The 21,999-nt window shown below is 61.4% G+C and carries 24 protein-coding genes and 3 pseudogenes; 15 read left to right on the top strand and 12 right to left on the bottom strand.

The window, feature by feature from the left end; all coding sequences use genetic code 11:
* Window positions 1-53: 53 nt before the first annotated feature.
* Genes folM through MOQ67_RS26495 form a run of 5 tightly spaced genes read left to right on the top strand, consistent with a single transcriptional unit; the run spans window position 54 to window position 2,369 of the window.
* Window positions 54-764 (top strand): dihydromonapterin reductase, encoded by a 711-nt coding sequence (folM, locus tag MOQ67_RS26475; RefSeq protein ID WP_017847763.1) that lies wholly within the window; start codon window positions 54-56, stop codon window positions 762-764.
* 20 nt (window positions 765-784) lie between these two features.
* Window positions 785-1,345 (top strand): GTP cyclohydrolase I FolE, encoded by a 561-nt coding sequence (gene folE / locus MOQ67_RS26480; RefSeq protein ID WP_017847762.1) that lies wholly within the window; start codon window positions 785-787, stop codon window positions 1,343-1,345.
* Window positions 1,346-1,347: 2 nt separating this feature from the next.
* Entirely contained in the window at window positions 1,348-1,719 is a 372-nt protein-coding gene (gene folX / locus MOQ67_RS26485; protein WP_026140129.1) for a dihydroneopterin triphosphate 2'-epimerase, read from the top strand.
* Window positions 1,720-1,741: 22 nt separating this feature from the next.
* Window positions 1,742-2,038 (top strand): DUF1244 domain-containing protein, encoded by a 297-nt coding sequence (locus MOQ67_RS26490; protein WP_017847760.1) that lies wholly within the window; start codon window positions 1,742-1,744, stop codon window positions 2,036-2,038.
* Window positions 2,031-2,369: a HopJ type III effector protein gene (locus MOQ67_RS26495; RefSeq protein ID WP_017847759.1), complete on the top strand. Its 339-nt coding sequence runs from the start codon at window positions 2,031-2,033 to the stop codon at window positions 2,367-2,369. Before MOQ67_RS26490 ends, MOQ67_RS26495 begins: the two co-directional genes overlap by 8 nt.
* 209 nt (window positions 2,370-2,578) lie before the next feature.
* Here MOQ67_RS26495 and trxB read toward each other — a convergent pair whose 3' ends face one another.
* Window positions 2,579-3,535 (bottom strand): thioredoxin-disulfide reductase, encoded by a 957-nt coding sequence (gene trxB, locus MOQ67_RS26500; protein WP_017847758.1) that lies wholly within the window; start codon window positions 3,533-3,535, stop codon window positions 2,579-2,581.
* Window positions 3,536-3,827: 292 nt separating this feature from the next.
* On the opposite strand from trxB, the gene cysZ reads away from it, so the two are divergent.
* The 4 genes from cysZ to MOQ67_RS26520 all read left to right on the top strand — a co-directional run bounded on the left by cysZ (window position 3,828) and on the right by MOQ67_RS26520 (window position 7,812).
* Window positions 3,828-4,583: a sulfate transporter CysZ gene (gene cysZ / locus MOQ67_RS26505; protein WP_017847757.1), complete on the top strand. Its 756-nt coding sequence runs from the start codon at window positions 3,828-3,830 to the stop codon at window positions 4,581-4,583.
* Window positions 4,584-5,264: 681 nt separating this feature from the next.
* On the top strand, window positions 5,265-6,443 hold the full coding sequence (locus MOQ67_RS26510) for a glycosyltransferase family 4 protein (RefSeq protein ID WP_017847755.1): 1,179 nt from the start codon (window positions 5,265-5,267) through the stop codon (window positions 6,441-6,443).
* A gap of 264 nt (window positions 6,444-6,707) precedes the next feature.
* Entirely contained in the window at window positions 6,708-7,391 is a 684-nt protein-coding gene (locus tag MOQ67_RS26515) for a hypothetical protein (protein WP_448125413.1), read from the top strand.
* A 241-nt stretch (window positions 7,392-7,632) separates the two neighbouring features.
* Window positions 7,633-7,812, top strand: coding sequence for a hypothetical protein (locus tag MOQ67_RS26520; protein WP_104904473.1), 180 nt, complete (start codon window positions 7,633-7,635; stop codon window positions 7,810-7,812).
* 49 nt (window positions 7,813-7,861) lie between these two features.
* Here MOQ67_RS26520 and MOQ67_RS26525 read toward each other — a convergent pair whose 3' ends face one another.
* The 7 genes from MOQ67_RS26525 to rplU all read right to left on the bottom strand — a co-directional run bounded on the left by MOQ67_RS26525 (window position 7,862) and on the right by rplU (window position 13,549).
* A complete protein-coding gene (locus MOQ67_RS26525; RefSeq protein WP_017847753.1) occupies window positions 7,862-8,965 on the bottom strand; it encodes an NADH:flavin oxidoreductase in 1,104 nt (367 codons plus the stop codon).
* Window positions 8,966-9,184: 219 nt separating this feature from the next.
* On the bottom strand, window positions 9,185-9,667 hold the full coding sequence (locus MOQ67_RS26530; protein WP_017847752.1) for a glutathione peroxidase: 483 nt from the start codon (window positions 9,665-9,667) through the stop codon (window positions 9,185-9,187).
* Window positions 9,668-9,768: 101 nt separating this feature from the next.
* On the bottom strand, window positions 9,769-10,233 hold the full coding sequence (locus MOQ67_RS26535) for a CreA family protein (protein WP_017847751.1): 465 nt from the start codon (window positions 10,231-10,233) through the stop codon (window positions 9,769-9,771).
* 16 nt (window positions 10,234-10,249) lie between these two features.
* Window positions 10,250-11,368, bottom strand: coding sequence for a glutamate 5-kinase (gene proB, locus MOQ67_RS26540; protein ID WP_017847750.1), 1,119 nt, complete (start codon window positions 11,366-11,368; stop codon window positions 10,250-10,252).
* A 139-nt stretch (window positions 11,369-11,507) separates the two neighbouring features.
* The gene (gene cgtA, locus MOQ67_RS26545; protein WP_017847749.1) at window positions 11,508-12,731 is read right to left on the bottom strand and encodes an Obg family GTPase CgtA; all 1,224 of its coding nucleotides are present in this window, start codon (window positions 12,729-12,731) and stop codon (window positions 11,508-11,510) included.
* Between the two features lie 193 nt (window positions 12,732-12,924).
* Window positions 12,925-13,200 carry a 50S ribosomal protein L27 gene (rpmA, locus tag MOQ67_RS26550; RefSeq protein WP_007901871.1) on the bottom strand — a complete coding sequence of 92 codons (276 nt, stop codon included), beginning with the start codon at window positions 13,198-13,200 and terminating at the stop codon, window positions 12,925-12,927.
* A 34-nt stretch (window positions 13,201-13,234) separates the two neighbouring features.
* A complete protein-coding gene (rplU, locus tag MOQ67_RS26555) occupies window positions 13,235-13,549 on the bottom strand; it encodes a 50S ribosomal protein L21 (RefSeq protein ID WP_017847748.1) in 315 nt (104 codons plus the stop codon).
* 239 nt (window positions 13,550-13,788) lie between these two features.
* On the opposite strand from rplU, the gene MOQ67_RS26560 reads away from it, so the two are divergent.
* From MOQ67_RS26560 to MOQ67_RS26570, 3 genes are all read left to right on the top strand, one after another.
* Window positions 13,789-14,757, top strand: a complete 969-nt coding sequence (locus MOQ67_RS26560) for a polyprenyl synthetase family protein (RefSeq protein ID WP_017847747.1) — start codon at window positions 13,789-13,791, stop codon at window positions 14,755-14,757.
* Between the two features lie 196 nt (window positions 14,758-14,953).
* Entirely contained in the window at window positions 14,954-15,295 is a 342-nt protein-coding gene (locus tag MOQ67_RS26565) for a zinc ribbon domain-containing protein YjdM (RefSeq protein ID WP_017847746.1), read from the top strand.
* A 158-nt stretch (window positions 15,296-15,453) separates the two neighbouring features.
* On the top strand, window positions 15,454-15,711 hold the full coding sequence (locus MOQ67_RS26570; protein ID WP_003194088.1) for a PA4570 family protein: 258 nt from the start codon (window positions 15,454-15,456) through the stop codon (window positions 15,709-15,711).
* Window positions 15,712-15,846: 135 nt separating this feature from the next.
* On the opposite strand, the gene MOQ67_RS26575 is transcribed toward MOQ67_RS26570, so the two are convergent.
* Complete coding sequence (locus tag MOQ67_RS26575) at window positions 15,847-16,464, bottom strand: FKBP-type peptidyl-prolyl cis-trans isomerase (RefSeq protein WP_017847745.1); 618 nt, start codon at window positions 16,462-16,464, stop codon at window positions 15,847-15,849.
* Between the two features lie 279 nt (window positions 16,465-16,743).
* Here MOQ67_RS26575 and MOQ67_RS26580 point away from each other — a divergent pair.
* From MOQ67_RS26580 to MOQ67_RS26590, 3 pseudogenes are all read left to right on the top strand, one after another.
* A pseudogene (locus tag MOQ67_RS26580) lies at window positions 16,744-17,541 on the top strand (methyl-accepting chemotaxis protein); the annotation flags it as partial.
* Between the two features lie 120 nt (window positions 17,542-17,661).
* A pseudogene (locus tag MOQ67_RS26585) lies at window positions 17,662-17,808 on the top strand (HAMP domain-containing protein); the annotation flags it as partial.
* A gap of 258 nt (window positions 17,809-18,066) precedes the next feature.
* A pseudogene (locus tag MOQ67_RS26590) lies at window positions 18,067-18,663 on the top strand (methyl-accepting chemotaxis protein); the annotation flags it as partial.
* A gap of 605 nt (window positions 18,664-19,268) precedes the next feature.
* Here MOQ67_RS26590 and MOQ67_RS26595 read toward each other — a convergent pair.
* Genes MOQ67_RS26595 through MOQ67_RS26605 form a run of 3 tightly spaced genes read right to left on the bottom strand, consistent with a single transcriptional unit; the run spans window position 19,269 to window position 21,992 of the window.
* Complete coding sequence (locus tag MOQ67_RS26595) at window positions 19,269-19,637, bottom strand: glyoxalase superfamily protein (RefSeq protein ID WP_017847743.1); 369 nt, start codon at window positions 19,635-19,637, stop codon at window positions 19,269-19,271.
* A 29-nt stretch (window positions 19,638-19,666) separates the two neighbouring features.
* Window positions 19,667-21,130, bottom strand: coding sequence for an N-acyl-D-amino-acid deacylase family protein (locus MOQ67_RS26600; protein WP_198718520.1), 1,464 nt, complete (start codon window positions 21,128-21,130; stop codon window positions 19,667-19,669).
* A gap of 1 nt (window position 21,131) precedes the next feature.
* Window positions 21,132-21,992, bottom strand: a complete 861-nt coding sequence (locus tag MOQ67_RS26605; RefSeq protein ID WP_017847741.1) for a MurR/RpiR family transcriptional regulator — start codon at window positions 21,990-21,992, stop codon at window positions 21,132-21,134.
* Between the last annotated feature and the right edge of the window lie 7 nt (window positions 21,993-21,999).

The following is a 21,999-nucleotide window of genomic DNA, read 5'->3' on the forward strand; positions in this document are numbered from 1 at the left end:
CAGGGGGGCTCGTCACTGGTATGATTTGACCCTGCCAGCGACTCGAGCCTCCCATGACTGCAACGAACGCCCCGATCCTGATCACCGGCGCCGGCCAGCGCGTCGGCCTGCATTGTGCCGAACGCCTGCTCGACGAGGGCCACTCGGTGCTTTTCAGCTACCGCAGCGAACGCCCCGGCGTGCAGGCGCTACGCGAGCGTGGTGCGATCGGCGTGTTTGCCGACTTCTCCAGCGAAGCCGGGATTCTTGCGTTTATCGCCGAGTTGAAGCGTCATACCCAAAGCCTGCGCGCGATCATCCACAACGCTTCGGCCTGGATCGCGGAAACCCCGGGCGACGAAAGCCGTGCCTTTACCGACATGTTCAGCGTACACATGCTTGCGCCGTACCTGATCAACCTGCATTGTTCACCCTTGCTGCATCGCTCTTCACCCGCCGACATCGTGCATATCAGCGATGATGTGGTGCGCAAGGGCAGCCGCCAGCACATCGCCTACTGCGCCACCAAGGCCGGGCTCGACAGCCTCACGCTGTCGTTTGCCGCGCAGTTTGCGCCGCTGATCAAAGTCAACGGCATCGCCCCGGCGATGGTGATGTTCAACGAAGGCGACGACGCGGCCTACCGTGCCCAGGTACTGGCCAAGTCGGCACTGGGCATCGAGCCCGGGCCCGAGGTGATTTACCAGAGCGTGCGTTACCTGCTGGACAACCCCTACGTCACCGGTACCACCCTGACCGTCAACGGTGGGCGGCATATCAAGTAAGCCGTTTGTGAGGATGTTGTATGACCTTATCCCTGCCCCACCACTATCGCGAGATCCTTAAAGGCCTGGGTGAAGACCCGGAACGCGAAGGCCTGCTCGACACCCCCAAGCGTGCCGCCAAAGCCATGCAATACCTGTGTCATGGCTACGAGCAAAACCTCGAAGAGATCGTCAACGGTGCGCTGTTCGCCTCCGACAATGACGAGATGGTGATCCTCAAGGACATCGAACTGTACTCGCTCTGCGAGCACCACCTGCTGCCCTTTATCGGCAAGGCTCATGTGGCCTATATTCCGACCGGCAGGGTGCTGGGCCTGTCGAAGCTGGCGCGCATCGTCGACATGTTCGCGCGGCGCCTGCAGATCCAGGAAAACCTCACGCGGCAAATCGCCGACGCCATCCAGGACGTGACCCAGGCCTCCGGCGTGGCGGTGGTGATCGAAGCCAAGCACATGTGCATGATGATGCGCGGCGTGGAAAAACAGAATTCAACCATGAACACCTCGGTGATGCTCGGCGCGTTCCGCGAGTCGAACACCACGCGCATGGAGTTCCTGCAACTGATTGGACGGAGCAAGTAGCAATGCCACAACTTCAACCAGGCATGGCGCGCATCCGGGTCAAGGACCTGTGCCTGCGCACCTATATCGGCATCAACGAGGATGAAATCCTCAACAAGCAGGATGTGCTGATCAACCTGACCATCCTGTATGCCGCCCAGGACGCCGTGCGCGACAACGATATCGACCACGCGTTGAATTACCGCACCATCACCAAGGCGATCATCGCCCACGTCGAAGGCAACCGCTTCGCCCTGCTGGAGCGCCTGACCCAGGAACTGCTGGACCTGGTGATGAGCAACGAGTCGGTGCTGTACGCCGAAGTCGAAGTGGACAAGCCCCACGCGCTGCGCTTTGCCGAATCGGTTTCGATTACCCTGGCGGCCAGCCGCTAACCCCTGGATTTACGTGAGCCCTATGACCGATCAACAACGCCTCGAACTCGAAGCCGCCGCCTTTCGGCGGCTGGTCGCACACCTGGACAGCCGCAAGGATGTGCAGAATATCGACCTGATGAACCTCGCCGGCTTCTGCCGCAACTGCCTGTCCAAGTGGTACAAGGCCGAGGCCGACGAGCGCCAGATCGCGCTGAGCCTCGATGACGCGCGTGAAGTGGTGTACGGCATGCCGTATGCCGAGTGGAAAGCCCAATACCAGCAAGAAGCCAGCGCCGAACAACAGGCGGCGTTCGCCAAAGGAAAACCCCATGACTGACCTGAACACCCTGCGCGCCAGCCTCGACAGCGGCGAACATCTCTTCGCCGACACCTTGGCCTTCGTTGCCGCCGGTTACGACTACCAGCCGCAAGCCTTCACCAACGGCACCGTGGAAAACGCCGCCGGGCAGAACGAAGGTTCGTGCAAGACCCTGGGCCTGGCCTTGCTGGAAGGGTTGAGCGACCAGCACGCCTTGTTGGCGTTTGGCGAGCATTACCGTTCGGTGGTCGCCACGCCTGAGGGCAGTGACCATGGCAATATTCGGGCGTTGATCGCGCACGGGTTGGCGGGTGTGAAGTTTGACCAGCAACCTCTGACTCGCCGCTGATCCAACGTGCAAACCCGATTTAATGTGGGAGCTGGCTTGCCTGCGATGGCGGCGGTAAATCCTGCATAGACGTTGGCTGACACACCGCTATCGCAGGCAAGCCAGCTCCCACAGTGATTGGATTACCAAATTGAGATAGCGATGGATCATCAAATCCCGCGCAAAAAAAACCGGCTTTCGCCGGTTTTTTCATTTCAGCGGGTTCAGACCTAAGCGTTCTGCAAACCGTCGAGGTAACGCTCGGCATCCAGGGCCGCCATGCAACCGGCGCCGGCCGAGGTGATGGCCTGGCGGTACACGTGGTCAGCCACGTCACCGGCGGCGAAGATGCCTTCGATGTTGGTCGCCGTGGCATTGCCTTCGCGACCGCCCTGCACCACCAGGTAACCGTCTTTGGCGTCCAGCACGCCTTCGAACAGCGAAGTGTTCGGCGTGTGGCCGATGGCGATGAACACGCCGTCGACTGTCAGCTCGTCGAAGCTGCCGTCGTTGTTTTTCAGGCGCGCACCGGTCACGCCCATGTTGTCGCCGAGGACTTCATCCAGGGTGGCGTTGAGCTTGAGGATGATCTTGCCTTCAGCGACACGCGCGTGCAGCTTGTCGATCAGGATCTTCTCGGCGCGGAAGGTTTCGCGACGGTGAATCAGGGTCACGGTGCTGGCGATGTTGGCCAGGTACAGCGCCTCTTCCACGGCCGTGTTGCCACCGCCGACCACGGCGACCGGCTTGTTGCGGTAGAAGAAACCGTCGCACGTCGCGCAGGCAGACACGCCCTTGCCCATGAACGCTTCTTCCGACGGCAGGCCCAGGTAACGGGCGCTGGCGCCGGTCGCGATGATCAGCGCGTCACAGGTGTAGACGCCGCTGTCGCCGGTCAGGCTGTAAGGCTTTTTCGAGAAGTCGACCTGGTTGATGTGGTCAAACACGATCTCGGTTTCGAAGCGCTCGGCGTGCTCTTTCATACGCTCCATCAGCACCGGGCCGGTCAGACCGTGGACGTCGCCCGGCCAGTTGTCGACTTCAGTGGTGGTGGTCAACTGACCGCCCGCCTGCATGCCGGTGATCAGCAGTGGCTTGAGGTTGGCTCGGGCTGCGTAGACAGCAGCGCTGTAACCGGCAGGGCCGGAACCGAGAATAATCACTCGCGAATGACGGGTATCAGACATGACTCACTCCTGTCGACCGCCCGGACAACAAGGCGGCTGGAATAAAAAAGGACCGCGAAGCACTTGGGGAAGGCTTGAACTCGCAGATCCTGAAAATAATGGGTGCAGCGTATAGAGGGAGGCAAGATTAAGGAAATACGGAATAACAATCCAGCTCATAGGCAGTATCTATGCAGCAGGCCGAGCTGATCGACGCGTTTGTTTCTGCTGATGTCCTGGCATTGCGCGTGCTTTCGTCCTGAAGGCAAAGCCGGTAAGGTCGGCGCGTTCGTCATTCTGCTCGGAGTTCTCCATGCCCGCCCCTGTTCTTTCCGGTCCGCAATACCTGCGTGAAGGCCTCAAACTGGTGTTGAGCCCCGGCCTGCGCCTGTTTGTGCTGCTGCCGCTGGCGATCAACCTGGTGCTGTTCGTCGGCCTGATCTATTTCGCCGGCCATCAGTTCAGCCTGTGGGTCGACGCGTTGATGCCGACGCTGCCCGGCTGGCTGAGTTTCCTCAGCTATATCCTGTGGCCGCTGTTCGTGGTGCTGGTGGTGTTGATGGTGTTTTTCACCTTCACCATGCTCGCCAATGTCATCGCTGCGCCGTTCAACGGTTTTCTCGCGGAGAAAGTTGAAGTGGTGGTGCGTGGCACCGACGATTTCCCGCCGTTCAGTTGGGCCGAGCTGGTGGCGATGGTCCCGCGCACCCTGGCGCGGGAGATGCGCAAGCTGGGCTACTTCCTGCCGCGGGCCATCGGCCTGTTTATCCTGTCGTTCATTCCGGTGGTCAACCTGATCGCCGCGCCGTTGTGGCTGCTGTTCGGCGTGTGGATGATGGCGATCCAATACATCGACTACCCGGCCGACAACCACAAGCTGGGCTGGAACGAAATGCTCGCCTGGCTGCGCCAGAAACGCTGGCAGAGCATGAGCTTCGGCGGCAGCGTCTACCTGGTGCTGCTGGTGCCGGTGGTCAACCTGCTGATGATGCCGGCGGCGGTGGCCGGGGCGACGTTGTTCTGGGTGCGCGAGCAAGGTGCCGAGACGGCGTTGAACACACCGCGATAACGGTACGCTGGCCGGTCGACCGTTGCCGGAACTGATTGTTTTTTGAGGCCACACAACCTGAGCCGACCTTGGGGCAACCGAGGTCGGCAACCAAACCCGTGACAACAGGAGCCTCACGATGATCAGCACGCTTGCCAACCTGCCAACAAACACAGGACTCAGGATCGACCCGCCTCCCATCGGGCCATCCCCCACCCCGCCAACAAACCCAGCACCCTGGCCCGGCCAGCGTCACAAATGGCAGCCATCCCGCACCCCGCCAAAAAACCGAGCACCCAGGCCCGACGCGCCTCCCAGCGGGCCACCCCGCACCCCACCCAGCGTCCCGCCATCAAAACCAGGACCCTGGTCCGGGCCACTGCTTCCCGACTTTCCATCCAGGGACCAGAATACAAAACCAACAGACAGTAGCTCGATCAGCGTGCCCCCAAACGCGAACGGGACTCTGAACCCTGGCGACCGTGAATTCGGCCCGCAAAATAAAGTGCTCGGTGCGCAAGATCCGAGCTATGTCACGCCGTCTAAAATCACCTTCTGAGCCCCCCCGGCCAGCGATCTGCACAGAGCCGAAGGGCTCTGTGCTTAAAGGATTGGCGCATTGCCGCCCGCCGCCAATGCCCGTCATAAATCCATCATCTGTATGACACATCGGCGACACAGCCCACAGCGACACTGTGGGTCATGACGACAGCTTCGCTTCACATCACTCTGATTACCGAAACCTTCCCGCCAGAGATCAACGGGGTGGCCAATACATTGGGTCGCCTGTGCGAGGGTTTGCGCGCGCGCGGCCATCAGGTCGAACTGGTGCGCCCGCGCCAAGGCATTGACCAAAGCCGCCCCAGCGACAACGAATTGCTGCTGTGCCGCGGTTGGCCGCTGCCCGGCTATCCAGGCCTGCAATGGGGCCAGTCGTCGATGCACAAGCTGCTGCGCCGCTGGACACGCCAACGCCCGGATGTGCTGTACATCGCCACAGAAGGACCGCTCGGGTTGTCGGCACTACGTGCAGCGCGTCGCTTGGGGATCAGCGTGGTCAGCGGTTTTCACACCAATTTCCAGCAGTACTCGAACCAGTACGGCCTGAGCATGTTGAGCCGCGTGGTCACGCACTACCTGCGCTGGTTTCATAACCGCTCGACCTTGACCCTGGTACCCAGCGCCAGCCAACGCCTGGAGCTGGAGCGCCGCCACTTCGAACGCCTGGGGATGTTGTCGCGCGGGGTCGACAGCCAGTTGTTCCACCCGGCCAAGCGCGATAACGCCTTGCGCGAAAGCTGGGGCCTGGGCAATGACGATATTGCAGTGCTGCACGTCGGGCGCCTGGCGCAGGAAAAGAACCTGGGCATGCTCAAGCGCTGCTTCGATGCCTTGCGCAGTACTTATCCACAGCGTCGCCTGCAACTGATCGTGGTCGGCGACGGACCGCAACGCGCACTGCTCGAGCACGACCTGCCGCACGCCATATTCTGCGGCACCCAGCGCGGCGAAGAACTGGCGCGACACTACGCCTCGGGAGACCTGTTCCTGTTTCCCAGCCTGACCGAAACCTTCGGCAACGTGGTGTTGGAAGCCATGGCCTCCGGGCTCGCGGTGGTGGCATATGACCAGGCGGCCGCGACCCAGCATATCCGCCACGGTTACAACGGCGTGCTGGCGATGCCCGGCGATGAGGAAGCGTTCTGCGACGCGGCCAATTGGCTGCTGGAAGATCGCGAGCATTTGCGCAGGGCCCGCCTCAATGCGCGCCATCATGCCAGTCACCAGGGCTGGCCGGCGATCATCGAGCAGTTCGAGAACCAGTTACGCGATGTGTGCGCAGAACCGTTGGCCGCTCCAACGCAGCCTTATGTTCGTTGAACGATCTGCGAATAACGTCAGTTAGTTCGCCGTCCCTCCAGACTTCCCCCTGAATAACGGCTTCATCATTAGGATTTTTTACCTGAAACCATCGGAGTCGGCGCGCCACAACAGGATATTTCCGGAACGTCGCGCGATTTATCGCCACCTACATGACACCTGCCAAGGAAGAGGTGTCTGTCTCTGGACGCCCTCAAAAAAGGCAGGTCATTCATGATGAAACATTAATTAGAGAGCACTATGTCGACACTGATAAATGGATCAATGGCGCTGCGATTCCAACCGTTCAACACGCCCACTCAAGGGCCGACAGACACCTGCCCATCCAACAGCGCCCAGTACGATCACGGACGACCGTCACACCCACAGCCCTATAACGCGAACCACGGCTGGAACCGCCCGCAGCCGGCACGTCCGGGCAACCAGTGGCAACGCCCGCAACCGTCGCGCCCTGGAAACGATTGGCAGCCGCCGCAGAACGACTGGCAGCGCCCGCCACAGAACAGCGGCTATCGCCCGCAACCCACGCGCCCTGGAAACAACTGGCAGCCGCCGCAGAACGACTGGCAGCGCCCGCCACAGAACGGCGGCTATCGCCCGCAACCCACACACCCTGGAAACAACTGGCAGCCGCCGCAGAACGACTGGCAGCGCCCGCCACAGAACGGCGGCTATCGCCCGCAACCCACACACCCTGGAAACAACTGGCAGCCGCCGCAGAACGACTGGCAGCGCCCGCCACAGAACGGCGGCTATCGCCCGCAACCCACACACCCTGGAAACAACTGGCAGCCGCCGCAGAATCAATGGGAACGTCCGCACAACGGCGGCAGCTATCGCCCACAGTTCACTGACCGCCCGTCAACGCATGACGGTCAAGCATCCTACGCCGCCACGCAATATGCAGCGGTCCATTCCGAACGGGCGGAAGATGCCTACTACGGTTAATCCGGATAGGCCAACAACAAGACAATAGGCCTTGAAAAACCCAACGCGCTGAAAACCGGCGGGAGGCCGGGCGCTGTCTACCCGGCCTCCCGCCCGAGCTAGCGGACCGTGTTGCACACCGATTGCCATAGGTTGCGCAAGGTTTACTCGATATTTCCCCCTGGAACGGCGAACGGTGGATGACCAATCATTGATACCTGCTGCTAACGCAGGTCCCTTAGATCAATGGAGCCCCTGAGATATGGCAATTTACGGAATGGGAGTGCGCAATGGCATCAACATGCCAACCGCAGAGTGGATGCGTCAGCAACAATGGCTGGATCAGTCTCGAGCAGCACCGCCCACCTATGACCAGGCTGCGCGCCAAGACGGGCACAAGACCGATCACCGCCAGGAGCTGCGCAAGTCAGTAGAGTATTGACCGCTCCAACTGAACAGCTCCCGGTGGCAACCACCGGGAACCCGGCCCGTTACACCAGGGTCGTCAACGCCTCACGACTGAACGGCAGGATGTCGCCCTCGCGGTGTTCGCGGACCTTCACCGCCCAATCCGGGTCCACCAGCAGGGCACGGCCGACGGCGACCAGGTCAAACTCATCGTTGTTCAAACGCTCCAGCAGCTTCTCCAGGCTGGCCGGTTGCGCAACCTTGTCAGTGTTGACCATAAACTGCAGGAACTCGCCATCCAGGCCGACGCTGCCGACAGTGATGGTCGGCTTGCCGGTGAGCTGGCGGGTCCAGCCGGCCAGGTTGAGGTTGGAACCTTCGAACTCCGGCTCCCAGAAGCGCCGGGTGGAGCAGTGGAAAATATCCACGCCGGCGTCGGACAGCGGCTTGAGAAACTCGCCCAAAGCCTCGGGGGTTTGCACCAGGCGCGCGGTGTAGTCCTGCTGCTTCCACTGGGAAAAACGCAGGATGATCGGAAAATCCGGGCCGACGGCGGCACGAATGGCCTGGATCAGTTCGATGGCAAAACGCGAACGGTTGGCCAGGCTGCCGCCGTATTCGTCGCTGCGTTGGTTGCTGCCTTCCCAGAAGAACTGGTCCACCAGGTAACCATGGGCGCCATGGATCTCCACGCCGTCCATGCCGATGCGCTGGGCGTCCCTGGCCGCCTGGGCGAAGGCGGCAATCACGTCCTTGATGTCCTGATGGGTCATGCCGTGGACAACCACGTTGCCATCCTTGAGTTTTTCCATCGGTCCGTAGGCCGGTACGCTGGCATCCGGCTCGGTACCGATGCGGCGCACGCTGCCCACATGCCACAACTGCGGGACGATCTTGCCGCCTTCGGCATGCACGGCATCGACCACTTTCTTCCAGCCCGCCAGCGCCGCTTCACCATAGAAGTGCGGGACATTGGGATAGCCGTTGGACGCCGGGTGATCGACCACGGTGCCTTCGGTGATGATCAGGCCCACACCCGCCGCGGCACGGCGGCGGTAGTACTCTATGACTTTGGAATTGGGGACACCGCCCGGGGAAAACGAACGGGTCATCGGCGCCATTACCACACGACTCGACAGTTGCAGCGTTCCGAGGTGGAACGGTTTGAACAAGGCTTGGACAGGCATGGCAACACTCCACGAAAGACGGTTTTTATGATGCCGATAATATGGCGCGTGCAGCGTGCTGAGTAGCACTATTGATCAGGGTGATTAAGGCTTAGAAATGCCGGACACCTGTAGGAGCGAGCTGGCTCGCGAAAATCGTCAACGATAACGCGTTCATACTGGATCAACGCGGTGCGCCTGGATTTTTCGCGAGCATGCTCACGCCTACAGGTCAGGGGATCAGCTCAGGGCTTTTTCGATGGCCTGGACGACGGCCGGATCATCCGGTGCCGTTCGCGGCGAGAAACGCGCAAGCACCCGCCCGTCTTTGCCCAGCAGGAATTTCTCGAAGTTCCAGGTGATGTCCCCAGGAAACTCGGCGCCCTCGCCCGCCAACAAGCGGTACAACTGGTGACGCTCAGGGCCGTTCACATCGAGTTTGCTGCCCAGCGGAAAGCTCACCCCGTAATTGAGGCTGCAGAATTCCTGGATGTCTTTCTCGGTCCCCGGTTCCTGGCCCGCAAACTGGTTGCAGGGCAGGCCGAGCACGGTAAACCCCTGGTCCTTGTACTGCTGATAGAGGTTTTCCAACGCCGCGTATTGCGGGGTCAAGCCACATTTGGAGGCCACGTTGACCACCAGCACAACTTTGCCCTTGAAGGGCGCCAGTGGCAGCTCTTGTCCGTCCAACGCTTTGAGTTTCAGGTCGTGGAAAGCACTCATGACGAACTCCAGATATCCCATGTTCTTTGCATTGCGGCTCTTCGAGATTACAACCCGCAAGCCTGCAATCATAGACGCCGATTACAAAACTCGCCTGCGGATCACTGCGCGGTCGGCCACGGCAAAATCGGAATCGCGGTAACGGCGTTCTGCGGGCTGCCTTCGATCAGGCGGTCGCTGTAGACCAGGTACACCAGGGTATTGCGCTTCTTGTCGAGGAAGCGCACCACCTGCATGGTCTTGAACACCAGCGACGTGCGTTCCTTGAACACTTCGTCGCCATCCTTGAGTTCTCCCTTGAAGCGGATCGGCCCGACCTGGCGACAGGCAATCGACGCCTCGGAGCGGTCTTCGGCCAGGCCCAGGCCGCCTTTGACGCCGCCGGTCTTGGCGCGGGACAGGTAGCAGGTCACGCCATCGACCTTGGGGTCATCGAAGGCTTCGACCACGATCCGGTCGTTGGGGCCGACAAACTTGAACACCGTCGACACCTGGCCGATCTCTTCGGCCGACGCCAGCAACGGCATGGCCAACAGCAGGCCGAGCAATCCCTTCATCACACGCATCGTGTATTCCTTTCGTTTAAACCAGAATCAGGTTGTCGCGGTGGACCAGTTCCGGTTCCGCCATGTAACCCAACAGACCGACAATCGCCTCAGACGACTGCCCGATGATTTTCTGCGCTTCCAGCGCGCTATAGTTGGCCAGGCCGCGGGCGATCTCACGACCGTCCGGCGCCACGCACACCACCATCTCGCCACGGCGGAAGCTGCCCTGCACCAACTTGACGCCCACCGGCAGCAGGCTCTTGTGACCCAGGGACAACGCCGTCACGGCGCCATCGTCGAGTACCAGGGTGCCGCGGGTCTGCAAATGCCCGGCCAGCCACTGCTTGCGCGCGGCCAGCATGCCGCGTTCCGGCGACAGCAGCGTACCGATGCGCTCACCGGCCTTGAGGCGGTCGAGCACGCGCTCCAGGCGCCCGCCGACGATGATCGTGTGGGCACCCGAACGCGCCGCCAGGCGCGCCGCACGCAGCTTGGTCTGCATGCCGCCACGGCCCAGCGCGCCGCCGACGCTGCCGGCAACGGCGTCCAGCGCGGGGTCATCGGCGCGGGCTTCGTAGATCAATTTGGCGTCGGGGTTGGTGCGCGGGTCGGCGTCGAACATGCCGTCACGGTCGGTGAGGATCACCAACAGGTCGGCTTCCACCAGGTTGGCCACTAGAGCGGCCAGGGTGTCGTTGTCGCCGAAACGGATTTCGTCAGTGACCACCGTGTCGTTTTCGTTGATCACCGGGATCGCCTTGAGCTCCACCAGCGCGCGCAACGTACTGCGGGCGTTGAGGTAGCGCTTGCGGTCGGACAGGTCGTCGTGGGTCAGCAGGATCTGCGCGGTGTGAAGGCCGTGCTCGGCGAAGCTGGATTCCCAGGCTTGCACCAGGCCCATCTGACCGATGGCGGCAGCGGCTTGCAGTTCGTGCATCGCGCTGGGTCGCGCGGTCCAGCCGAGGCGGCTCATCCCGGCGGCAACCGCTCCGGACGAGACCAGCACCAACTCGACGCCGGCCTCATGCAAGGCCACCATCTGCTCGACCCACACGCTCATGGCTGCGCGATCCAGCCCTTTGCCATCCGCCGTCAGCAACGCACTTCCGATCTTTACGACCCAGCGCTGCGCACCTGTCACTTTGCTCCGCATCATCTTCAACCTTAGTTAGAGGGCGGGACGCGACCCAGCGCCGCCCATAACGTTATTCGTGACTACATTCGTGACTGCAGGTATCCCCAGATACCAAAACGCCGCTCGAGTGAGCGGCGCTTAAGTTTACTGCAACGAATCAGTCGCGCACGTAAATGATTTCCGGACCGTCTTCATCATCCACGTCTTCTTCGTCCCAATCATCGTCGCCGATGTCATGGACCGACTTCACGCCGCTGCGGCGCAAGGCACGCTGGTCGTCCAGGGCTTGCAGCTGGGCGCGGGCTTCGTCTTCGATGCGCTGGTCGAGCTCGGCGAGTTCGGCCTTGAACACCGGGTCGGCCGCCAGGCGGTCGGCGCGGTCTTCCAGGTAACGCATGATGTCGCGGGTCAGGCGCTCGGTGCCTTCTTTGGCGATAGCCGAGATCACGTAGACCGGACCGGTCCACTCCAGGCGATCGACGATTTCCTTGACGCGCTCCTCGTGCTCTTCCTCGAGGATCTGGTCGCACTTGTTCAGCACCAGCCAGCGATCACGCTCAGCCAGGGACGGGCTGAACTTGGTCAGTTCGTTGACGATCACTTCGGCGGCGTCCGGTGCGCTGGTGTCATCCAGCGGCGCCATGTCGACGAGGTGCAGCAGCAAACGGGTACGCGACAAGTGCTTGAGGAAACGGATACCCAGGCCGGCGCCTTCGGAAGCCCCTTCGATCAGGCCGGGAATGTCGGCGATCACGAAGCTTTTCCAACGGTCGACGCTGACCACGCCCAGGTTTGGCACCAGGGTGGTGAACGGGTAGTCGGCGACTTTTGGCTTGGCGGCCGAGACCGAGCGGATGAAGGTACTTTTGCCGGCGTTCGGCAGGCCCAACAGGCCCACGTCGGCCAGTACTTTCATTTCCAGCTTGAGGTCACGCTGCTCGCCCGGCTTGCCTGGCGTGGTCTGGCGTGGCGCACGGTTGGTACTGGACTTGAAACGGGTGTTACCCAGACCGTGCCAGCCGCCCTGCACAACCATCAGCTTCTGGCCGGCCTTGGTCAGGTCGCCGATCACTTCCTGGGTCGCGGAGTCGATGATCGTGGTGCCGACCGGTACGCGCAGCACCATGTCTTCACCTTTTTTACCGGTGCAATCGGTGCTGCCGCCGTTGGAACCACGCTCGGCATCGAAGTGCCGGGTGTAACGGTAGTCCACCAGGGTGTTGAGGTTTTCGTCGGCCATCATGTAGATGGAACCGCCGTCACCGCCGTCACCGCCGTTGGGGCCACCGTTTTCGATGAATTTTTCGCGACGGAAACTCATGCAACCGTTACCGCCGTCGCCTGCTTTTACTCGGATGGAAACTTCATCAACGAACTTCATAACAAAACGCCTCTCGCCGCACGGACGAGCTTAAGAAACCAAGACATAAGACTCTTGCAAAAATGAGCGCAGCGACCTCAATCAACGACCGCAAATCCAGCGCTTGAGCTCATTACAAACAGCTTTGCAAGAGACTCACTCCACAAACGAAAAAGCCCCGTCGCGAGACAGGGCTTTTCCAGCAACTACGTAATTATGCCGCGACGACGTCAGTCTTCGGGACGATGCTCACGTAACGGCGACCGAAGGCGCCTTTTACTTCGAACTTGATCACGCCGTCGATTTTAGCGAACAGAGTGTGATCTTTACCCATGCCAACACCGTAACCGGCGTGGAATTGGGTGCCGCGCTGACGCACGATGATGTTGCCCGGAATGATAACCTGGCCGCCATACATCTTCACGCCAAGGCGTTTGGCTTCTGAGTCGCGACCGTTACGGGTACTACCACCAGCTTTTTTGTGTGCCATGAGTCAATTCTCCTAGTGAGGAATTAGGCTGAAATTAAGCCTGAATACCGGTGATTTTGATCTCGGTGTACCACTGGCGGTGGCCCATACGCTTCATGTGGTGCTTACGACGACGGAACTTGATGATGCGGACTTTATCGTGACGACCTTGGGAGATCACTTCAGCCACAACGGTAGCGCCAGCAACAACTGGAGCGCCAATGTTCACGTCATCGCCATTGGCGACCAACAGAACGCGATCAAAAGTCACGGAGTCGCCGGTAGCGAGTTCCAGTTTTTCGATCTTCAGGTATTCACCTGGGGCGACCTTGTATTGCTTGCCACCAGTAACAATTACTGCGTACGACATGGTATTTCTCCGATAATCCTGCTCACCCAGCGCTTTATAAGAAGAGGTATTGGCTGGCATGGCTGCATGGGATGGACGTCCCGAATGCAATTGCGTAAGGCAGGTGCTGCCCAGGAAGTTCAGGGTGCGCGATTGTACGCAAGGCGCGGATACGTTGCAAGAGGCCGTCTATCGCGCCTTGACACTGCGGGGTCAGGGTCCTAGCATGCCGCGCAACCCTTCTGGAGCGACTGTCGCTGATGCAACCCCAAGCTTTCTACCGCGCGGTCGCGGACGATTTTAGCGCCGTCGACGGCATCATCAAGCAGCAGCTGACGTCTAAAGTGCCGCTGGTCTCCAAAATTGGCGACTACATTACGTCGGCGGGCGGTAAACGCCTGCGTCCTTTATTAGTGTTGCTGTGCGGCAAGGCCCTGGGCCGCGAAGGCGATGACCTGCGCCTGCTAGCTGCCACCATCGAGTTCCTGCACACCGCGACCCTGCTGCATGACGACGTGGTCGACATGTCCGGCATGCGCCGTGGTCGCGAGACCGCCAACGCGATGTGGGGCAACGCCCCGAGCGTGCTGGTCGGCGACTTCCTGTACTCGCGCTCGTTCGAAATGATGGTCGAACTGGGCTCGATGCCGGTGATGAAGATTCTTTCACAGGCCACGCGCATCATCGCCGAAGGCGAAGTGTTGCAGTTGTCGAAGGTGCGTGACGCCAGCACCACCGAAGAAACCTACATGGAAGTGATTCGCGGCAAAACCGCGATGCTCTTCGAAGCCTCGACCCACAGCGCCGCCGCCCTGTGCCAAGCCACGGCCGAGCAGGCCGAAGCCCTGCGCACCTTCGGCGACCACCTGGGCGTGGCGTTCCAACTGGTGGACGACCTGCTCGACTACCGTGGCGACGCCGAGACCCTGGGCAAGAACGTCGGCGACGACCTGGCCGAGGGCAAGCCGACCTTGCCGCTGATCTACACCATGCGCGAAGGCACGCCGGAACAGGCGGCCCTGGTACGCAAGGCGATCCAGAAAGGCGGGATCGAAGACCTGGAAAGCATCCGCGCCGCCGTGGAAGCCTCCGGCGCCCTGGACTACACCGCCCACTTGGCGCGTGACTACGTGGCCCGTGCGATCAAGTGCCTGGACGCCCTCCCCGCCAGCGAATACCGGGACGCCCTGGTCGAGCTGAGCGAGTTCGCGGTCGCGCGCACGCACTAGAAATACCAAATGTGGGAGGGGGCTTGCCCCCGATAGCGGTGGATCAGTCAACTTATGCTTAGACTGAAATACCGCCATCGGGGGCAAGCCCCCTCCCACATTTAGTTTGTATTACCAATCCAAGACCGCGCCCTGTCTTCCTACAATTCCCTATATAATGTGCGACTTTAGCCATCCTGACCTTTAAGGAGCTTTAGTGAGCACGTTGCCACCCTGCCCGAAATGCAATTCCGAATTCACCTACGAAGACGGCGCCCAACTGATCTGCCCGGAATGCGCCCATGAGTGGTCCGCCACTGGCGAGGCCGAAGTGGCCAGCGATGAAACCGTGAAGAAAGACTCTGTAGGCAACGTCCTGCAGGACGGCGACACCATCACCGTGATCAAAGACCTCAAGGTCAAGGGCACCTCCCTGGTGGTCAAGGTCGGCACCAAGGTCAAGAACATCCGCCTGTGCGACGGCGACCACGATATCGACTGCAAGATCGACGGTATCGGCCCGATGAAACTCAAGTCCGAGTTCGTCCGCAAGGTCTGATCCTGCTGCTTCCATCCCGCGCCCGCCGCGGGATGGCGTTTCGCCCTGGCTGTTGATCCCTCGCACGACCCACGCAGAAAAATCCGCAAACCGCCAATAGGCACTTGCTATTCTACGAATAAGAATTATTCTCATTGAAACCCATCAAGGAGAACGACATGACTTATTTGATAGATGCCTGGCTGGACCGCCCACACCCTTACCTGCGCATCCTCCATCGGGAAACCGGGGAAGTCTGTGCGGTGCTGGAGGAAGAAGCGCTGAACGAACTGCAGGACCAGGGCGACCTGGACGTGAATGGCCTGAGTTCCAGTGAACCCGGTGTACTGAAGGAAGTGGTGCGCAACCTGTTTCTGTTCTGCTACGCCCGAGCATTGCGCCCGGCGACGGAACTCAATGGCAAGTTTCACCCATGAGCGACCGCGCAAACCCCTGTAGGAGCGAGCTTGCTCGCGAAGAACGCACAAGCAACGCGTTCATCCAGGATGCTCGCGCCATCGTTGACGTTTGTCGCGAGCAAGCTCGTTCCTACAGGTAATCAAAAGCAGGTCTTACAGAACGTCGAGCAGCTCGACGTCGAATACCAGAACGCTGTGCGGCGGAATGCTGCCAACGCCTTGAGCGCCGTAAGCCAGTTCGCTCGGCACGAACAGGCGCCATTTGCTGCCGGCATTCATCAGTTGCAGGGCTTCGGTCCAGCCGGCGATCACGCCGCCAACCGGGAATTCTGCAGGCTGGCCGCGCTCGTAGGAGCTGTCGAACACCGTGCCGTCGATCAGGGTGCCGTGGTAGTGAGTACGCACTTGGTCTTCACGGGTCGGCTTGGCGCCTTCACCGGCAGTCAGCACTTCGAATTGCAGGCCGGAAGCCAGAGTGGTGATGCCGTCACGCTTGGCGTTTTCCGCCAGGAACGCCAGGCCCTCGCCAGCAGCCGCTTCCGCCTTGGCAGCCGCTTCGGCTTGCATGATTTCGCGGATGACCTTGAAGCTCGCGGCCATTTGCTCTTGATCAACACGGCTTGGCTTGCCGGCGAACGCGTCGGTCAGGCCTGCCAGGATTGCGTCCAGGCTCACGCCCGGTGGCGGGTTGTCGCGCAGTTGGTCGCCCAACTGACGGCCGATACCGTAGCTGACGCGGGTTTCGTCGGTGGACAGATTAACTTCGGACATGAAGAGGCTCCGCTGTAGGGCAGCGCTGAAAACACGGTTTTCCCGCACCGCCCAGAACTAAAAGGGCCAGCAGACTAGCACAGAATGCGCGTGCGGGATGAGCGCCGCCCACGTCATGCCTGCCTGGCGCCGGTAGTCGGTGATGCAGGGCTCCGTGCATCGCGCAGGCTAATTAATCGTTTCAGTTTCCCCTGTGCCCGCCGATATGGCCTAAACACCTTGGCTGGCTCAAACAACAACACCGTCCAGCAGACAAACATCATTTTTGCGGAGCACTCGATGAACAGCTGGTTCGGTAACATCAGCGTCAACCTCAAACTGGGCCTGGGCTTCGGCCTGGTGCTTGTCCTCACCTCGATCCTGGCGCTGACCGGCTGGACCAGCCTCGGCGGCCTGATCGACCGTAGCAACTGGATGAGCGACATCACCCAGCTCAACGCCTCCCTGACCAAGCTGCGCATCGTGCGCCTGCAATACATGCTGGCCAACGGCGATGAAAGCGTGGCGCAGAACGTACAAACCAGCCTGGATGCCTTCGTCGCCCAGCAGCAAAAACTCCTGGACAGCTTCAAGAGCCCGGACAACGTCAAGCTGCTCAACGAGCAGAAAACCGTCATCACGGCGTATCAGCAATCGCTGAACAAAATGCGTGAGGCCTACCGTGCCGGCAATGCTGCGCGCCAGGTCATGGGCGATAAGGCCGACATCGCCAACGCCCAGATCGACGCACTGGACAGCAGTGTGCAGCAGACGCCCGACAACCCCGAGCGCTTCACCCAGTACCAGGCCGTGACTCATGCCAAACAAGAGTTCCAGTTGGCCCGCTACGAAGTGCGCGGCTACACCGGCAACGTCAACGCCGACACCGAAGCCCGCGCCGCCGCCCAGATCGAAAAAGCCATCAACGGCTTGAAAGGCCTCGGCGCGGCGTTCGGCGGCAGCCAACAGGTCGCGCTCAGCGCCCTGGAAAGCGCGCTCGGCGCCTATCGCAGTGCGGTGCAGAACTACAAGGCGGCTAACGCCAATATCGTCGCCGCGCGCGCCGAAATGACCACCCAAGGGGCGGATATCGTCACCATCAGCGACAAGCTCTACGACATCCAGCTCACCCGCCGCGACGCCGAAAGCGCCCAAGCCCGCAGCCTGCAATTGATCAGCACGCTGCTCGCGTTACTGGTCGGCATCGTCGCGGCACTGGTGATCACCCGCCAGATCACACGCCCGATCCAGGAAACCCTGGCCGTGGTCGAACGCATTGCCTCCGGCGACCTGAGCCACAATATCCAGGTCACCCGCCGCGATGAACTGGGCGTACTGCAACAAGGCATCCAGCGCATGGGCACGACCCTGCGCGAGTTGATCAGCGGCATTCGTGACGGCGTGACCCAGATCGCCAGCGCCGCCGAAGAGTTGTCGGCCGTGACCGAACAGACCAGTGCCGGTGTGAACAGCCAGAAGATCGAAACCGATCAAGTCGCCACCGCCATGCACGAAATGACCGCCACCGTGCAGGAAGTCGCACGCAACGCCGAGCAAGCCTCCCAGGCCGCTGCCGATGCCGATGGCCAAGCCCGTGCAGGCGACAAGGTAGTGGCCGAAGCCATCGCCCAGATCGAACGCCTGGCCGCCGAAGTGGCGCGCTCCACCGACGCCATGAGCCATCTGCAACAAGAGAGCAACAAAATCGGCAGCGTGATGGACGTGATCAAGGCCGTGGCCGAGCAGACCAACCTGCTCGCGCTCAACGCCGCGATTGAAGCAGCGCGTGCCGGTGAAGCCGGTCGCGGCTTTGCCGTCGTCGCCGACGAAGTGCGTGGCCTGGCCCAGCGCACGCAGAAATCCACCGAGGAAATCGAAGGCCTGGTGGCCGGCTTGCAGAACGGCACCCAGCAGGTGGCCGCGGTGATGAACAACAGCCGCAGCCTCACCGACAGCAGCGTCGAACTGACGCGCAAGGCCGGCGTATCCCTGGAAAACATCACCCGCACGGTGTCGAACATCCAGTCGATGAACCAGCAGATCGCAGCGGCAGCCGAAGAGCAAAGCGCCGTGGCCGAAGAAATCAGCCGCAGCATCATCAACGTGCGTGACGTGTCGGAACAGACCGCCACCGCGAGTGACGAGACGGCCAAGTCGAGTGTGGAACTGGCGCGCTTGGGCAGCCAGTTGCAGCAGATGGTCAGCCACTTCCGGGTGTAAAAACCAAAAAGCCGCCTCGGTCTGCACCGGGGCGGCTCCACTTCTCAGACCTTAGCGGTCATCGAAGCTGTCTCGCAGGAATGTCCATACGTGATAAACACGCAAGGCATTCATGACGAGGTTCCACGCACGTCGTGCAAACTTAGACATACTCGGCCCTCCATGAGTTGGGCCTTACCTCCAGCGCACTTACCGGAACATGTGAGCCTTTGGATGCACGTCAGTGCTCCTGTGAGGCGGCTGGGTTTATGGTCCTCTTGCATGAATCCGGCACGGATTACTAGCCCGTGGCAGTCGGTCCAAAATTTGCGCGCGAACCCAGCCAACCTACCTCACGATGAACGCAGAACGAGGGCGATACTAGCTCAGTCCCCTACGCCAAGGTGTGACAAGCAACGGCCAATTCCCCTTAAAAGTTGTTGCTGTTTTTTGCGGGGCTCAAGTGAAAGACCACCTATCGTCAGGCCTTGCATAAAGCCCCGAAGCGGCAGTAGTATCGCCAACACGTCAGTGCTTCCTGTGAGATCGCAACCCCAGCCGCAAACCGGGTTTGCACAAAAAAACCGCCCTACTAAGGCGGTTTTTTATTGCCTGCGATTTACCCCTCAGCCCTCGCCTTCCTCGACAAACACCAGCCGATTGCCAAACGGATCGTGGATGCTCATCTCCCGCGAACCCCAGGGCATTTCTTCAACGCCTGGCTTGGCAAAACGATAGTCCTTGCCCTGCAATTGCTGCTGATAGGCGTCTACACCCTGCGCCTGAATCCGCACCGCCGCACCCGGCGATGCATCGCCATGGTGCTCGGACAAATGCAGCACGCACTCACCCAACGACACCTGCAGGTACAACGGAAAATTCGCCTCGAAGCGATGCTGCCAATCGACCTTGAACCCAAGGAAGTCGACATAAAACTCCAACGCCTTGGCCTCGTCGAAAATCCGCAGGATGGGGGTGACTTTTCCTAAGTGCATGGCAACCGCTCCGTGTGTAAGAGCGCCCACTATAGAGTCGAAAACCCACCCCGCAAATCCCCACTGCGCGCCAGGAACCGCCCCGGCCGCTGACCATTCGGCTGCCCGTCGCTGTAGCTCAACACGCCGTTGACCCACACGCCATCAATCCCTTCTGCCGCCTGCTGCGGCGCCTTGAAATCCGCGACATCGCGCACGCGCAGCGGATCGAACAGCACCAAGTCGGCCCAGTGCCCTACACGGATTTCGCCCCGCTCCGACAAGCCGAACCGCGCCGCCGACAAGCCGGTCATCTTATGCACCGCCGTGTGCAGCGGGAACAGCCCGACGTCCCGACTGAAGTGGCCCAACACCCGTGGAAACGCGCCCCACAAGCGCGGATGCGGGAACGGATCTTCGGGCAACCCATCCGACCCAACCATCGACAGCGGATGCGCGAGGATACGGCGCACATCCGCTTCGTCCATGCCGTAATACACCGCCCCCGCCGGTTGCAGCCGACGGGCCGCGTCCATCAGCGAAACATCCCACTCGGCGGCGATCGCCTGCAAGTCGCGCCCGCCCATTTCCGGGTGCGCTGTCGACCAGGTGATGGTGATGCGAAACGCATCGGTGACTTGCTTGAGATCCAGGGTCGAAGAACTCGCCGCATAGGGATAACAATCACACCCCACCGGATGAGTTTTCGCCGCCTGCTCCAGCGCCGCCAACAGCTGCGGACTACGCCCCCAGTTACCCGCGCCGGCACATTTGAGGTGGGAAATGATCACCGGCACCTGAGCATGCCGACCGACCAGAAACGCCTCGTCCATGGCCGCCAGCACCGGCTCGAACTCACTGCGCAGATGGGTGGTGTACACCGCGCCGAACGCCGTCAGTTCTTCGCTCAGTTGCAGCACTTCATCGGTCTCGGCATTGAACGCGCTGGCGTAGGCCAGGCCGGTGGATAAGCCAAGGGCGCCATCCTCCAGGCTCTCGCGCAACTGCGCGCGCATCGCGGCGATTTCATCGAAAGTGGCGCTGCGATGCAGGTCGTCCATATGGTTGCTGCGCAGCGCCGTGTGGCCGATCAGCGCCGCGACGTTGACCGCCGGCTGGGCGCGTTCCACGGCGGCGCGGTAATCGGCAAAACGCGGATAGGTGAACGCTTCACGCGGGCCCAGCAGGTTCATCGGGTCCGGCGGCTCAGCGCGCAAACTCACCGGCGAGGCGCTGATACCGCAGTTGCCGACAATCACCGTGGTCACCCCCTGGCTGAGCTTGGGCAGCATCTGCGGCTGACGGATCACCACCGTGTCATCGTGGGTGTGTACATCGATAAACCCCGGCGCCAACACCCGGCCTCGGGCGTCGATCACGTGCGTGGCCAGCGCGGCCGACAAGTCGCCGATCGCCTCGATACGCCCGTCGCGCAGCCCCACATCGGCGACATACCCCGGCGCGTTGCGGCCATCCATGACCAGCGCCTGGCGGATCAGCGTGTCGTACTGCATATCAGTCTCCCAGCGGCAGGCTGTCGGGCCCACCGCGATAGTCGTCGAGGGCCAGCTTGATGCGGCGCAGGCGTTCCTGGTTGTCGTCCGGCATGGCCAGCGCCAGCTCAGTGGCGAGCAGGTCGATGGCCAGCAGCATGCCGTAGCGCGCCGCCGTGGGTTTGTAGATGAAGCTGGTTTCGGCCGGTTGCAGCGCCAGCACCACATCCGCCAGCCCGGCCAAGGGTGAACCGGCCAGGGTGATGGCGACGATGGGCGTGTCGTAGTTGCGCGCCAGGGCCACCACGTCCAGCAACTCCGGGGTGAGGCCGCTGAGCGAACAGACGATCAGCGCCTGCTCGGGCCCCAGCGTCGCCGCCGTGACGCGCATCATCACCGGGTCATGGCAGGCGGCAATCGGATAGCCCAGGCGCACCAGACGCACTTGCAACTCCTCGCTGCACAGGCTCGACGGGCCGCCCATGCCGAACGCGTGGATCATGCGTGCCTTGCCCAGCAGGCTGACCGCATCGACGAAGCCGGCCTGATCGAACCCCGACAGGTGCTGGCGCAACGTCGCTTCGATATCGCCGAGAATCTGCCGATGAAACCCCGACTGCTCAGGCTTGCCCGCCGGGTCGAGGAAGCGGCTGCCCACGCCACTGGCCTGGGCCAGTTGCAGGCGCAAGTCGCGCAAATCCCGGCACCCGACGCTGCGCGCAAACCGCGACAACGTGGCGGTGCTGACCTCGGCGCGTTGGGACAACGCCTCCAGGCTAGCCGACGCGGCAAAGCCCACGTCATCGAGCATCAGCTTGGCGATACGCCCTTCGCCGGCACTGAAAGACGCCTGGCGGGCGCGGATCTGGTAGAGGATGTCCATGGAGGCT

This window comes from Pseudomonas sp. LY-1 (assembly GCF_053502595.1).